This is a genomic window from Microvirgula sp. AG722 (assembly GCF_003269145.1).
GTDB classification, from domain to species: Bacteria; Pseudomonadota; Gammaproteobacteria; order Burkholderiales; family Aquaspirillaceae; genus Microvirgula; species Microvirgula aerodenitrificans.
The window spans coordinates 90685-103213 of the sequence record NZ_QLTJ01000002.1 but is presented as its reverse complement, the minus strand read 5'-3'; the positions used below and the strand labels follow the sequence as shown (position 1 = coordinate 103213).

At 65.6% G+C, this 12529-nt stretch carries 15 protein-coding genes; 3 read left to right on the top strand and 12 right to left on the bottom strand.

The window, feature by feature from the left end; translation table 11 throughout:
- The first annotated feature begins 8 nt into the window (after positions 1-8).
- Entirely contained in the window at positions 9-392 is a 384-nt protein-coding gene (locus DFO50_RS04110) for a VOC family protein (RefSeq protein ID WP_107889475.1), read from the top strand.
- Between the two features lie 9 nt (positions 393-401).
- Here the strand turns inward: DFO50_RS04110 and DFO50_RS04105 are convergent, their stop codons facing one another.
- Positions 402-1280: a LysR family transcriptional regulator gene (locus DFO50_RS04105; RefSeq protein WP_028497829.1), complete on the bottom strand. Its 879-nt coding sequence runs from the start codon at positions 1278-1280 to the stop codon at positions 402-404.
- 98 nt (positions 1281-1378) lie between these two features.
- On the opposite strand from DFO50_RS04105, the gene DFO50_RS04100 reads away from it, so the two are divergent.
- Complete coding sequence (locus DFO50_RS04100; RefSeq protein ID WP_112692102.1) at positions 1379-2146, top strand: alpha/beta fold hydrolase; 768 nt, start codon at positions 1379-1381, stop codon at positions 2144-2146.
- Between the two features lie 225 nt (positions 2147-2371).
- Here the strand turns inward: DFO50_RS04100 and DFO50_RS04095 are convergent, their stop codons facing one another.
- Both DFO50_RS04095 and DFO50_RS04090 read right to left on the bottom strand, forming a co-directional pair.
- On the bottom strand, positions 2372-3025 hold the full coding sequence (locus tag DFO50_RS04095) for a DJ-1/PfpI family protein (protein ID WP_112692101.1): 654 nt from the start codon (positions 3023-3025) through the stop codon (positions 2372-2374).
- Between the two features lie 101 nt (positions 3026-3126).
- Positions 3127-3750: a glutathione S-transferase family protein gene (locus tag DFO50_RS04090; RefSeq protein WP_028497831.1), complete on the bottom strand. Its 624-nt coding sequence runs from the start codon at positions 3748-3750 to the stop codon at positions 3127-3129.
- Between the two features lie 126 nt (positions 3751-3876).
- Here DFO50_RS04090 and DFO50_RS04085 point away from each other — a divergent pair, with 126 nt between their 5' ends.
- Positions 3877-4752, top strand: a complete 876-nt coding sequence (locus DFO50_RS04085) for a LysR substrate-binding domain-containing protein (protein ID WP_028497832.1) — start codon at positions 3877-3879, stop codon at positions 4750-4752.
- A 155-nt stretch (positions 4753-4907) separates the two neighbouring features.
- Here DFO50_RS04085 and DFO50_RS04080 read toward each other — a convergent pair whose 3' ends face one another.
- The 9 genes from DFO50_RS04080 to DFO50_RS19960 all read right to left on the bottom strand — a co-directional run bounded on the left by DFO50_RS04080 (position 4908) and on the right by DFO50_RS19960 (position 12488).
- Positions 4908-5702 (bottom strand): DNA adenine methylase, encoded by a 795-nt coding sequence (locus DFO50_RS04080; RefSeq protein WP_233495183.1) that lies wholly within the window; start codon positions 5700-5702, stop codon positions 4908-4910.
- 132 nt (positions 5703-5834) lie between these two features.
- Positions 5835-6140 (bottom strand): hypothetical protein, encoded by a 306-nt coding sequence (locus tag DFO50_RS04075; RefSeq protein WP_199489740.1) that lies wholly within the window; start codon positions 6138-6140, stop codon positions 5835-5837.
- On the bottom strand, positions 6137-6706 hold the full coding sequence (locus DFO50_RS19335; protein ID WP_199489739.1) for a hypothetical protein: 570 nt from the start codon (positions 6704-6706) through the stop codon (positions 6137-6139). Before DFO50_RS19335 ends, DFO50_RS04075 begins: the two co-directional genes overlap by 4 nt.
- 2 nt (positions 6707-6708) lie before the next feature.
- The gene (locus DFO50_RS04065) at positions 6709-9258 is read right to left on the bottom strand and encodes a hypothetical protein (protein WP_112692098.1); all 2550 of its coding nucleotides are present in this window, start codon (positions 9256-9258) and stop codon (positions 6709-6711) included.
- Between the two features lie 8 nt (positions 9259-9266).
- Entirely contained in the window at positions 9267-9629 is a 363-nt protein-coding gene (locus DFO50_RS04060) for a hypothetical protein (protein WP_028500631.1), read from the bottom strand.
- Positions 9629-10744 carry a phage tail protein gene (locus DFO50_RS04055; protein ID WP_112692097.1) on the bottom strand — a complete coding sequence of 372 codons (1116 nt, stop codon included), beginning with the start codon at positions 10742-10744 and terminating at the stop codon, positions 9629-9631. The genes DFO50_RS04060 and DFO50_RS04055 overlap by 1 nt, the downstream gene beginning before the upstream one ends.
- Positions 10737-11843, bottom strand: coding sequence for a baseplate J/gp47 family protein (locus DFO50_RS04050; protein ID WP_112692096.1), 1107 nt, complete (start codon positions 11841-11843; stop codon positions 10737-10739). Before DFO50_RS04050 ends, DFO50_RS04055 begins: the two co-directional genes overlap by 8 nt.
- Positions 11840-12187, bottom strand: coding sequence for a GPW/gp25 family protein (locus DFO50_RS04045; protein ID WP_112692095.1), 348 nt, complete (start codon positions 12185-12187; stop codon positions 11840-11842). Before DFO50_RS04045 ends, DFO50_RS04050 begins: the two co-directional genes overlap by 4 nt.
- Before the next feature lie 52 nt (positions 12188-12239).
- On the bottom strand, positions 12240-12488 hold the full coding sequence (locus tag DFO50_RS19960; RefSeq protein ID WP_374755023.1) for a CV_2116 domain-containing protein: 249 nt from the start codon (positions 12486-12488) through the stop codon (positions 12240-12242).
- Positions 12489-12529 lie beyond the last annotated feature (41 nt).

Sequence of the window (12529 nt, the reverse complement as noted above, 5' to 3'; positions counted from 1 at the left end):
GCGCAATCATGCAGATCAACCGGCTTGACCATCTGGTCCTGACCGTGGCCGATATCGAGCGCAGCTGCCAGTTCTACCGGCAGGTGCTGGGCTTCGAGGTCGTGACCTTCCGCGGCGACCGCAAGGCGCTGGTGTTCGGCCGGCAGAAAATCAATCTGCACCAGACCGGGCGCGAGTTCGAACCGAAGGCGCTGTTGCCGACCGCCGGTTCGGCCGATCTGTGCTTTATTGCCGACACGCCGCTGGAACAGGTAATCGACGAACTGCACGGGCAGGGCATCACGATCGAGGAAGGCCCGGTCGAGCGGACCGGGGCCAGCGGGCCGATCCGTTCGGTCTACCTGCGCGATCCGGACCAGAATCTGATCGAGATCTCGAACTATTCCGGCTGAGCCGTGCGCTCAGCCGACCGCGTGGCGGATGAAGTTCCGTACCACGCCCGAGCTGTCCGAACGACGGCAGGCCAGCGACAGCCTGGCAACGGGTCCGTCGCCGTCGATTTCGCGGTAGACCACGCCAGCCAGCTGCAACTGGCGCATCGAGGCCGGCACGACGGAGACGCCGAGTCCGGCGGCCACCAGGCTGACCACCGAGCTGATCTGCGGCGCGACCTGACCGAGTGTCGGCTCGAAGCCGGCATCGCGGCAGGCGGCGATCACGGTATCGAACAGGGTCGGCCCGACCGGGCGCGGGGTGAGGATAAACGCCTCGTCGCGCAGCGCCTCCAGTCGCAACCGCGACGAGGCGGCGGCCGGATGATGCTCGGGCAGCACGGCGATCATCGGCGCGGCCGACACCTGGCGCAGTTGCAGCGCTTCGCTCTCGGCCGAGGTCGCGCGCAGGAACACCGCATCGAGCTCGCCGGCACTGAGACCGGCGACCAGCCGGGTCGTGTTCGCTTCTTCCAGTGTCAGTTCCACCTCGGGATAGTCACCGCGAAACGAACGGATCGCGGCCTGCACCACCGGATCGAAGGCGGCCGTGCCGGTAAAACCGACGCGCAGCACGCCGGTTTCGCCACGGGCGGCCCGCCGTGCGGCATGGATGGCGCGCGCCGCCTGGGCCGGGAAGCCCTGCACGATATCGTGGAATGCGCGGCCGGCATCGGTCAGCTCGGCACCATGCGGCACGCGATGGAACAGGGCGGTGCCCACTTCCGCCTCCAGATCGCGGATCTGCTGGCTGAGCGGCGGCTGGCCGATGCCGATCCGGGTGGCGGCGCGGGTGAAGTTCCGTTCGTCGGCCACGGCCAGGAAATAACGGATATGCCGCAGTTCCATCTGGTATCTCCAAAATGTATTGAAGTTAACGTTATCATATATTGGACATATTTCGAGTCGGGAACTAAAGTCGGGCCACTTCCAGTCCGAATGCCTGCATGTCCACCGATCCGCACCCCGCTTCCCGTCCGCAACTGATCCTGATCCCCGGCCTGCTGAACGATGCCGGACTGTGGCGTGACCAGCTGACCGGTCTCGCTGGCCTGGCCGACTGCCGGGTGGCCGACATTACGCGCGGCGAGTCGATGCAGGCGCTGGCCGACAGCGTGCTTGCCGATGCCGCCCCGACCTTTGCCCTGGCCGGCTTTTCGCTCGGCGGCTATGTGGCACAGGAAATCGCCCGGCGCGCACCGCAGCGCATCGAACGACTGGCCCTGCTCGATACCGCCATCCGGCCCGATACGCCGGCACGCGCCGCACTGCGCCGCTCGCACGAGCAGCTGGTGCGCCTGCAGGGTACCTTCAATGCCTTTGGCGACCGCATGCTCGACACCTATCTGGCGCCGGCGCATCGGCATGACGAAGCGCTGATCGGCCGCATCCGCGCCATGACTTCGCGGCTTGGCAGCGAGGTGTTCCTGCGCCAGAGCGGGCTGGTCCGCGAGGATGGTGCCGCCGTGCTGCAGTCGCTGGACTGCCCGCTGCTGATCGCCTGCGGCGAACAGGATCTGCTGACGCCGCTGGCGGCACACCGGGAGATGGCGGCACTGAATCCGCGTGCGCGACTGGTGGTCATTCCCGACAGCGGTCATCTGGCGCCGATGGAGAATCCGTCTGCGGTGACGCAGGCGCTGGCTGACTGGCTGCATGAACCGGGCGAGCCATGCCGGCCAGGCGTGTCGCACGCCCGGCAGACACCAGCCTGACCTGGCGCCGGCCAAGCCAGCCAGGCAGCATGAGGACGCCGGCCGACAGCGCCAGCAACAGCAGCATGGCAGCCTGATAGCCGGCCAGAAAGCTGTGCCCGATCAGCGCTTCGGCCCTGGCCGGCGAAAGGAACGGACCGGCCAGCCGGACGGCGCCCGTGGCCGGGTCCGCGACCAGCGCCTGTGCCGAGGCCGGGCAGCAGGAGTGCCTGCCCTGAGTGCCGCTCAGGCGGCGCGCGGCGTCCAGTCGTACTGCATCTGTCTTGCCGTGGCGCTGGCCAGCTCGGTGCCGAGCACGCGGCCGACCAGATGCAGGCTCATGCCGATGCCGGCCGAAATGCCGGCCGACGTGACGATCTGCCCTTCATCGACGAACGGCACGTCCTCCACCACCCGCACATCCGGGAAGGCGGCGCGCAGATCGGGAATGTCCTCCCAGTGGGTCGTGGCCTCCAGACCGTCCAGCAGACCGAGCCGGGCCAGTACGAAGGCACCGGTGCAGACCGAGGCGGTCAGCGTTGCCGCACGGGCGGCCGCGGCAACCCAGTCCAGCGTCGCCGGATCTGCCAGCGGCTGGGTCATCACCCCGCCGGGCACGATCAGCAGGTCGAAGGCCGGCGCATCGGCAAAATCATGATCCGGCTCGACCCGCAGCCCATGCCGTGCGACGACCGTTTCCCGCTGTGCCGCCACGGTGGATACCCGGAACGGCACCGTGGCCAGCGCGCCATTGCGGCGGGTGACGCGGGATGCGACCGAGAACACTTCGAACGGACCGGCAAAATCGAGAATCTCCACATCGGGAAACAACAGGATGCCGACTTCGATCGGACGTCCGCTGGCGACGATGGCGGTCAGCGCTTCAGGCCGTACATGCATTGAATGGATCTCCGCAGACTGGGGTTATGACGCCATGATTTGCCGGTTTGGATGGTGCTGGCAAGAGAAAGCATCAACACCGCTCGCTCCGGAGCACGGTATCAGGCTCCCGTGGCGGGCGCCGGCAGGGTGACGCCCCTTTGCACCGCCGGCCTGGCGGCGATGCGCTGATGCCAGGCGCTCAGGTGAGGGAGGGCGCTGAAATCGAACCGGATAATCTGCGCAATATGGGTCCAGCCGAAATGGGCGATGTCGGCGATCGAGTAGTCATCGCCGGCAAAATACGGCCGGCTTGCCAGATGCGAATCCAGCACCGAGAAGGCATCGTCGGTCAGGCGGCGGTAGCGTTCGATTGCCGCAGGATGGCGCTCTGCCGCGAACAGCTCGAAGTGAACGCGCTGGCCGACAAGCGGCCCCACGCTGGCTGCATGTACGGTCAGCCATTTGATGGCCTCCCAGCGCGCCTTTTCCTCCGTCGGCAGCAGACGGCCGGTTTTCTCGGCCAGATAGAGCAGAATGGCTGCCGACTCGAACAGGGCAATGCCGCTGCCGTCATCGACCAGCACCGGAATGCGGCCGAAGGGATTGAGGCGCAGAAATTCAGGGCGCCGGTTCTCGCCCTTATCGATATCGACGTGATGCAGCACATAGGGCAGGCCCAGTTCCTCCAGTGCAATGGTGATCTTGAAACCATTGGGGGAACTGTCGGTGTACAGCTGGATCATGGCACGCTCCGGTTGCTTTGGTTTTTGTGACTCATGACAATGAGTCATTGCACGCGCATGGTGGCCTTCCGGCTGTCAAAGCGGAAACGATGCTTTTGCCATCAAGGTTTAGAAAAACTGAATGCCATGACCAAACCCCTGCCACTGCTTGCGTTGCGCGCTTTCGTCGAGGTGGGCCAGCGCGGCAGCATCAAGGCCGCTGCCCTGGCGCTGCATGTCACCTCCGGTGCCGTCAGCCAGCAGATCCGGCTGCTGGAAGAGCGGACCGGCACGACACTGTTCATCCGCGAGCGCCATGGCCTGCGTCTGACCGAGGCCGGCGCCAGTGTCCATCCGGACCTGCTCGAAGCTTTCGGGCAGATGGAACGCGCGGTTGACCGGCTGGTCGAAACCGGCGCCCGGCAGACGCTGACCGTCAGTACCGTCGCCAGCTTTGCCGCATCGTGGCTGGTGCCGCGACTGGGCCGCTTCACCCGGCGTCACCCCGGTATCGAGGTCCGGGTCGAGACCACCTCCGCGCTGGTGGACCTGTGGCGCGACCGGGTCGATGTGGCGCTGCGCCACGGGCTGGGCCATTACCCCGGGCTGCACACCACCCGGCTGATGGCCCCGGTGCTGGTGCCGGTGGCCAGTCCCGAACGGGTTCCGCGCTTGTCCGGTCCGAAGGACTGCCTGGACTATCCGCTGCTGCACGGCAGCGATCGCGCTGACTGGCCGTTGTGGCTGGCCGCGCATGGCGTGGCGGACGATCCGCGTGCCGAGCGCGGATCGAGCTTCGACGACGACTACCTGCTGATCCGCGCGGCCGCCTCCGGGCAGGGGCTGGCGCTGGTTCCCCGGATTCATGCGCAGGAAGAGATTGCCGCCGGGCATCTGGTACAGGTGCTCGACAAACCGTGGCCGGCCCGGTTTGCCTATTACTTCGTGACCCGGCCCGATGCGGCCGAGCTGCCGGCGGTCCGGGCGTTCAGGGAGTGGGTGATGGAGGAAGCGGGGGAGTGACCAAGGGATGGCCCGGCGCACCCTGAAGCGCGGCGCGAAAACTGAGCGCTTTTTGCACGATAAATGGTAGATGGTCCATCCTTCCAGCATTTGCAACAAAATTTCATTCCTGCAAGAAGGGGCCGCGTGGCCCCTTCCTCTCTTCTGGAGCTTGATCACCAGTTGCAGATGATCAGCTCGCCCGACCTGTCCTGACTGCGGCCCGCGCCGCCGACGCTGTAATTGATGTCCACCCGTTTGATGGCCAGACCGTCGAACGCCTGGCGCATCTCCGGGATGTCATTGACCGAGATGACCATGCGGCCCTTGATGCTCTTGGCCAGCTCGGCCATGCGCTGGTACTGGTGCAGGCCGAAATCGACGCCGTACCCTTCCGTGCCCCAATACGGCGGGTCGCAGTACACCAGGGTGTGTTCGCGGTCATATTTCCTGATGCAGTCGCTCCAGTCGAGGTTCTCGATATACGTGCGGCTCAAGCGCAAGTGCGCGGTAGACAAGTCTTCCTCCAGGCGCAGCAGGTTGAGACTTGGAGGGCTGGTCGTGGCCGTGCCGAAGCTTTGCCCACGGACCTTGCCTCCGAAGGCCATTTTCTGCAGGTAGAAGAAGCGTGCGGCTCTCTGGATGTCCGTCAGCGTCTCCTCGGGCGTGATCTGCAGCCATTTGAAGATTTGTCGCGAGGTCAGCGCCCATTTGAACTGCCGGACGAATTCCTCCAGGTGGTGGCGCACGACTCTATATAAGTTGACCAGCTCACCGTTCACGTCGTTGATCACTTCAACCTTGGTCGGCGCTTTCAGGAAGTAGAGTGCAGCCGCCCCACAGAACGGCTCGACATAGCATTCATGACTCGGGAACAGCGGCAGAATGTGTTTTGCCAGCCTGCGTTTGCCCCCGATCCAGGGGACAAGGGGTGTTGCTGAGGTTTGTAACATCTGCAAGGCTCTTTTCATAAATGAAATTCACCGCTACGCTTGCCGAACCGTGGGCCCACGGTGGCGGCCTTGGGGTGACTTGCAGGGCGTTCTGCGGGTCAGCTGACCGGGATTGTGCGTCAACACCCTCCCGGTCGCCGTCTCTACGATTTAGGCAGACTTCTTGCTGCCGTCTTCAATGCTTCTTTCGCAGTGTCCGGGATCGATACGGTCCAGCAATCGGCACAGCAGGCACCAGCGATAAATCCCGCGCCTGGCACCACGCCCGGCACGGCTGCTGATGGTCTCGTCCTCGCTCCCGCCGAATGCTGCATTCGCCAGCTGGTCATGCGCGACAGCCAGTGTCCAGGCGCGCCGGCTGCCGAATGCTACGGCGAGCAGCATCCACAGCCCGGCAATGAGGCTGGCCAGCATGCACAGCGACCAGATCCCGAGTAGTGCAAGGCGCTGTTTCACCACGTCACCTCCTGCACCTGGTCCAGCGTCCCGGCGGCAGCAATGCGGTCCTCGGCGGCCTGGCGGCGGCCGATCAGCGCACCGGACGCCAGCGCATAGGCAGCGGCCTTGGCCTGCACCCGCTCGGCCAGCACGGCCACGGTCAGCCCGCGTGCACCGGCAATCGCCGACAGCAGCGGCGTGTCGGCCCCGGCATCGTGCGCCAGCGCCTCAGCCTCGCGCACCTGCTGCGCCCAACTGGTGACCTCGCCGTCCGGGTAGCTGGCGGCCAGCGCGGCCAGTGCTGCGCTGCATGCGGCATTGATGCGTGCCAGTGCCGCCTGTCGAGCCGCATCGAGCAGCGCGTCGTCATCGGGCGCCAGCGTGAGCTGACCGAGGTACTCGGCATCGGCCATCGCGCAGGCCGGAATTTCCGGTGGCTGGCCGAGTGGGGTCACGGCGACAAAATGTCCGTCGGCGCGGTAGTCGGTCGGCACCGTCCAGACATCGACGGTGGCCGGGGTGGCGAGACGCGGCAGGGGCAGCAGGGTCTCGCCGAGGATCAGGGTATGGTTTTCGATTTTCATGATTACACCTTTACGAGACGGGAGCCGGTACCACCAAACACCTCAGCGTCGTCCCCCAGCAGATACAGGCAGAACAGACCAACAGCATTTGAGTAACCCGCGGCCCCACCGTGCATGGCAACCCGATAACCGGCCGTTTGTTTCGCGTTGAAATAATCGCCATTGCTGCTGTCAGTAACCATATTCGAGGTGGTGCCAGGTACGAACGTCAGCGACAGGTCATAACCCGTACCCTGCGCAGTCGAAAACGTCACCGGCACCGGAAACGGCCCAATTTTGGCGGATGTGGTCACCCAGTTCCGCGTCCCTCTGTTGTCCCAGATCTGGATGCTGTCATCCGGCGCGATACGCAGCCCCTCTACCAGTTGAAACACATTCCCCCACAAACCGGTCACCCCCCGCCACGACGCCGCGAGATTAGCGGGGGCGTTTGTACCAACTGGCGCGCCGCTCAGATGGCCAGGCGCCACCAGCGCCTGACTGTCGGCCCCCCCGAACTCGATCAGGGCCAGCAACTGAATGGCCGACAACTGGTGGTAATTCCAGAGGCTGAACCCGCTGGCGCCGCCCACGTTGCGATTGGCTGCGTACACCCGAACATTGTTGAAATTTGTGGGGTTGAGCGGACTCAACCCTGCAACCGAACTCAGGCTCTGCGCAACCATCGCCCCCTGATACTTGCCGACCCAGAACTGCCCGACCGGCGCCCCATCGACCATGAATGCCGGGTGCAGCGCGTAGCCGGGCAGCGGCTGGTCCGAGATCGACCAGAATCGACGCCCCGCATATGGCCCTGCGGCCAGCGTACCGGTCTTCACATAGAACGCCGGGATGCGGACCATCGCCTGCCCGTCGATCGTCACGTCGCTGACGGCGCCATAGACCGGGTGCGTGTTGAAAAACGACGCATCCGTGACCCGGTCATTGCCGTTCTCGTCGATGCGCCGCCAGGTGCCGGCTCCGCCGCCGGTCTGGGCCAGCACGATGCCGATCACGTTGGCAAACTGGGTTTTGGTGGTGATCCTGATTTCATTCGACCAGTCCGACCAGCCCTTGGCTGCCCCCTGGTGGCGCACGCGCAGGAAATAGCTGTTCTGTCCGGGCTGCAGTTTGCCGGCCGGGGTCACGACCGACGTTTTGTTGACGGTATCGGTCCCGCTGTCCCAGACCGGCGCCGCATAGCTGCCGGCCGCACTGCGGATCTGCCACTGGCTCGCCGCATGGGTGTCGGTCGCGCCCGACACGGCGAACGGGCTCGATGCCAGCGTCGGCTGTTCGGGGATGTCGACCGCGTTCATGGCCGGACCGGTCAGCGTCGGCGTGGCGACGTAGACGAACGATGCAGCGGTGGTGAACGCGCTGGCGGCCGACCAGTCCGACCACAGGCCGGCCACGTCACGGACACGGGCGCGCACCTGATAGGTCTTGCCGACTGCCAGCACGCCGGCCGGCAGCGGGTAGGACAGCCCGGCCGGCAGTTCGCCGGAGTCGTGCAGCACCGCCGCAAAATCCGCCGTCACCGACAACTGGAACTGCACTGCCGCCTGGGCATTGTTGGCCGGGCTGCTGTAACCGGCCAGCGCCAGCGTCGGCCGCTCCATGATGCTGGTGGCAGCAGCAGCTGGCACGCTGAGGGTCGGGGTATTGGGGCGCTGGGCCGGGTTGATGAACCCGCCGAGGCCGGTCGGCGCACCGAGCGCGACCAGATGGTGAATCGTCATCGGCTCGCCGCTGATGTCGAGGCGCAGCGCGCCATCGCCACGCATCGGCAACATGTATTCGTAGTCGGCAAATCCGGCCGGCACGCCATCGCCCTGGCGACGCACCGACCAGCCGCACTCGCGCCAGGTCGTCTGGTAGGCATCGCGGTAGTAGAGCCGCGCCTCGCCGGCATTCAGCGTGCGGCGCAGCACGACGGCACCGCCGTCGAGGTCGGTGCCGATATTGATCGGGCGGCTCAGGTAGAGGTCACCGACGGCGGCCACCGCGTTTGCGGCACCGCGCACGTCGAGGCTCGACCGCGACAGGGTCGCGCCGGCCGTCCAGTCGCGGCCGAGATTCGCGCTCAGGCGCAGGCGGGTCGCCGACAGGATGGCCGACACCAGGACCAGAGCTGCAGTGCCGCCAGCATCAGCCAGCACATAGTAATCACCGACGCGCAGGCTGGCGGTGCTGGCCACATCGAGCGAGTCGTCACCATTGACGCCGCCGGTCACCGGGACCGGCGCGAGGTCGATCAGCGTATAGCCGGGGGTGAACAGCTCGAATGCGACGCGGTTGCCGCGATACAGCCAGTCGAGGCTGACCGCGCGCTGGACAGCCACGCTGCTGGTCGCCTCGACGCCCGACACGCGCGCATCAAGCTCGCCGACGCGGGTGTCCGTGCTGTCGCTCAGCGACGCCAGGGTGGCATTCAGATAGGCGTCGTTGTCGAGCAGCGCCTGATGGGTCGGATTCCAGGTATCCGGGTGGGCGACGCTGCTGGTGGTCAGCGCCGGCAGCGAGGTCGTCAGCGCCGGGGCGTCGGACGGGGTCAGCGTGGTCTGGGTCATGGTGCCTCTCAGTATTCAAAAACGAGTTCGACCTCGAACTCGGTGTCGGGCTCGAACGATTTGGGGGCCAGCACGCGGCGGCCCATCAGCGTGCCGTCGGCGGTGAACACGCCGACCTCGCGCAGTGTGTTGCCGCCGGCCGCCTCGCCGGTCAGGACGCCGGACGCGATCAGCGTCGGGCCGTCGACCTGTGTCGTGACCGGTACGCGCACGAACTCGTCGCCGAGCGCGAAATCGGTCTCCGGCTCATACGGTCGGTCGCTACGGCCGAATGCCATCCACGCGGTTTTCGGAATGGCGGTGCCGGCGGCCGCGGCGAGCGCGACCTGGTGCCGATACGTGTGCGAAACGGCGATAGCCTGTTGAGCCATCAGATGGCCTCCGTTGTAGTGATGCCATTACGGCGAATGGTCAGGGTGCCGGTGAACCACAGCCCCGGCTGGCCGGTCTCACCGCCGAGCAGCCACGTGCCGTCGAGCCGTGGTGCCGCGATGCGGTCCAGCGTGGAGTCGCCCAGCGAGCGGCCACTGGCGAGCGTCCAGCCGTCGCCGAGCGTGGATTCGGACAGTCGGGTGCGGCCATCGAGCCGGGCGAACCTGCCGCCGAGCGTGACCGTGCGTGTGCGCGACCCGCCGAGGCTGGAGCGAATACGCTGGCGCAGGCGGGTGCGCAGCGACATCGCGCCGGCATTGAGCGGCCGGCCGGCCGGTGTGCGTCCGTGCAGGCGGCGGCCGTCGAGCGGCCAGCTGGCCAGCATCAGCGGGGCGTCGTCGCCATCGAGCAGCCAGCAGCCGTCGAGCGTCGTGCGGTTGTGCGCACTCAGACGCCGGCAGCGGTCGAGACGGGTATGCACGCGGCCGCGATAGCCGGTCAGACGGACACTGGCGTCGAATTCCAGAGATGCCCAGATCAGAAGCGACTTCAGATGGCTGCGCACTGGCGCGTACATCATGGCCATGCGGCGGATAGCCCGTTGCTGTTCCTGGGTCCAGAGGTCGGTTCCTACATTGAGCCGGATCGCATATTCGGCCCAGTGACTGAGCGCTACACGACGAAGCGGGATACCGGCCGGAGCCACAAGACCCACACCACCATCCAGAAGCCAGTCGCCATTGAGGGTATGGCCGCCTGCTGCTGTCCAATGCCGGGAGTAGTCGTGGTACTCGATCAGTTCCGAGTCGGGATAACCAATCTTCGCCAGCGCGGTCTTGATCGCCCAAGGTGTGCCTTTATAGCGGTGCAGTTCGATTGCGGCTTTGATCAGTGTTCGGCGCTCGGCGTCGCTGCCGGCCAGATTCCAACCTTCATCTCCCATGACATGGAACTGCTCGGCCAGATGCGGCAGCGCCGTGGCGTTAACGGCATCAACCAGATAGACCAGCAGCGGAGACAGGTCAATATCGCTGATTCGGGCGGCAATCCGGCCCAGAGCCCGGAACCGTTCGTCGCCAGCCAGCGGTGGCGGGAGCAACAGCGCGTCAGCCATTGACTGAGCCCGTCACGGTCAGGGTGATGCCCGTGCAGTGCGCCCACTCGTTCTCGGCCAGCGCCTTCAGCGCCGGCGCGTTGAGGATCACCTGGTACACGCCAGCCACCTGCAGGGCGGCAATTACCTGGCTCGGCACCACGTCGCGGCCGAGACCGGCGGCGCGGTCGGCCTTGTAGGCTTCGGCATTGGCCTGTGCCTGGGCCTTTACGCTGGCGGCGTCGACGTTGGTGTAGAGCACCAGTTGAGCGTCAATCGTAAAGTCGACGGGCGACGGCATCAGGGCCTGCACCTGATCGGTCAGCGGCCGCACGCGGTCGGCTGAGCAGGTCGCTGCCACCAGGGACAGTATGTTCGCGTCGGGCAAACCGGTGACCAGCAGCGGGTAGAGTTTGACCACGCCGGGCGTGGGCGACAGCACCGCCACGTCGACGATGCTCTGGTGAGCCTTGAGGGCGTGAAAGCGGTAGGCCAGACGGCTGCCGGCGTTGGAGAAGGACTCCGGAGCAAGCTTGATGCGCTCGCGCAGCCGGTCGTTTTCCTCCTCCTCGTAGCCGTCGCTGGTCACCGTGGTGTTGGCGGCTACGACCTCGACGTCGCCCAGTTCGTCGACCAGGCTGTTGATCTGGCCGGGCTGCCAGCCGTTGCCGGCGGCGCCGGGCTCCTCGCAGGTCGCGACGGCGTCGATTGACAGCTGGCCGGCCAGCAAGGTGGCGTCGGCGTCGGTGGCGAAAGTCACCGCGCCATCCCCGCCCTCGACACGAGTGCCGGCCGGGATCAGCAGGTTGGTGGCCAGCGCCACTTCCAAGGTGAAACGCAGGGTGGTCTTGGCAGGTTGTGCTGGCAGGCGGGTGACGCCCGCCAGTTCGCCCAGGTAGTCCAGCATCGGCGCGCGGGCGTAGGCCACCAGGTTCTGCTTGGCCGCCTCCTGGATGCCGATGCGCACCAGGGTCTCGCGGTAGGCGATCACGTCGATCAGCAGCCGCTCGACCTGCGCCGGATACAAGGTCTTGCCAGACAGCTGCTCGTACTGCGCCACGATCTCGGCGGTGATGGCGTCCGGGTCGCGGTCGATGAAATTCGGCTCGGGCAGGCTCACAGGCGCACCTCCGTCTCACGTTCAATGCCGTCGCCCAGCTTCCACTGCACGCGCAGGGTGATACGGGACTCCTCAATCGTTGGCGTGACCTTGACCAGCTCGCAGCGCGGCTCCCACTGGCGAATCGCCTCGACCGTCTCGCGCACCACATGCGGCACGGCCTGGTCGACCGGGTAATCCTGGTAGAGGTGCAGGTTGGAGCCGAATTCCGGGCGATGCGGGTCGCTCCCCTTGGGAGTGCGCAAGATCACACGGATGGCCTGGTCGATGTCCACCACGGTTTCGACGATGCCGAAGCTGCCGAGGGCGGGTTGCCAGTGAAGGGAGTCAGATAGCCGGGTCATGCGGCTATCGTGCCGCCATGCCCGGCCGGGGGATATTAAAGGGCTTTAAGGCTTAGTCGAGGCCGTCTAGGGATCCGTCTTGGTCATCTAAATGCCGGTCAACCCGTTGTCTGGCGGCAGCAAGGCTATGCCGCTGAGCCTCTACTTCTGAGTCGCAATCCATGTCAGAGACATCAAACGGGACTAGCACCGTATTATCCAAGTTGTCCTTGCGGACAAAGAACCTAACTCCCCAACGATTTAGATCAGGATAAAAATGACAACTAGGGCTGATCAAGTATCCACGGTACAAAAGCTCCATCATTAACTCCTTAAGACTTCGGATATCTATCTAATGTAGGA

Excerpts from the sequence above, each read along its gene's own strand:
- DFO50_RS04110 (WP_107889475.1), top strand. The coding sequence starts at position 9 with ATGCAGATCAACCGGCTTGACCATCTGGTCCTGACCGTGGCCGATATC.
- DFO50_RS04105 (WP_028497829.1), bottom strand. The coding sequence starts at position 1,280 with ATGGAACTGCGGCATATCCGTTATTTCCTGGCCGTGGCCGACGAACGG.
- DFO50_RS04100 (WP_112692102.1), top strand. The coding sequence starts at position 1,379 with ATGTCCACCGATCCGCACCCCGCTTCCCGTCCGCAACTGATCCTGATC.
- DFO50_RS04095 (WP_112692101.1), bottom strand. The coding sequence starts at position 3,025 with ATGCATGTACGGCCTGAAGCGCTGACCGCCATCGTCGCCAGCGGACGT.
- DFO50_RS04090 (WP_028497831.1), bottom strand. The coding sequence starts at position 3,750 with ATGATCCAGCTGTACACCGACAGTTCCCCCAATGGTTTCAAGATCACC.
- DFO50_RS04085 (WP_028497832.1), top strand. The coding sequence starts at position 3,877 with ATGACCAAACCCCTGCCACTGCTTGCGTTGCGCGCTTTCGTCGAGGTG.
- DFO50_RS04080 (WP_233495183.1), bottom strand. The coding sequence starts at position 5,702 with ATGAAAAGAGCCTTGCAGATGTTACAAACCTCAGCAACACCCCTTGTC.
- DFO50_RS19335 (WP_199489739.1), bottom strand. The coding sequence starts at position 6,706 with ATGAAAATCGAAAACCATACCCTGATCCTCGGCGAGACCCTGCTGCCC.
- DFO50_RS04065 (WP_112692098.1), bottom strand. The coding sequence starts at position 9,258 with ATGACCCAGACCACGCTGACCCCGTCCGACGCCCCGGCGCTGACGACC.
- DFO50_RS04060 (WP_028500631.1), bottom strand. The coding sequence starts at position 9,629 with ATGGCTCAACAGGCTATCGCCGTTTCGCACACGTATCGGCACCAGGTC.
- DFO50_RS04055 (WP_112692097.1), bottom strand. The coding sequence starts at position 10,744 with ATGGCTGACGCGCTGTTGCTCCCGCCACCGCTGGCTGGCGACGAACGG.
- DFO50_RS04045 (WP_112692095.1), bottom strand. The coding sequence starts at position 12,187 with ATGACCCGGCTATCTGACTCCCTTCACTGGCAACCCGCCCTCGGCAGC.
- DFO50_RS19960 (WP_374755023.1), bottom strand. The coding sequence starts at position 12,488 with ATGGAGCTTTTGTACCGTGGATACTTGATCAGCCCTAGTTGTCATTTT.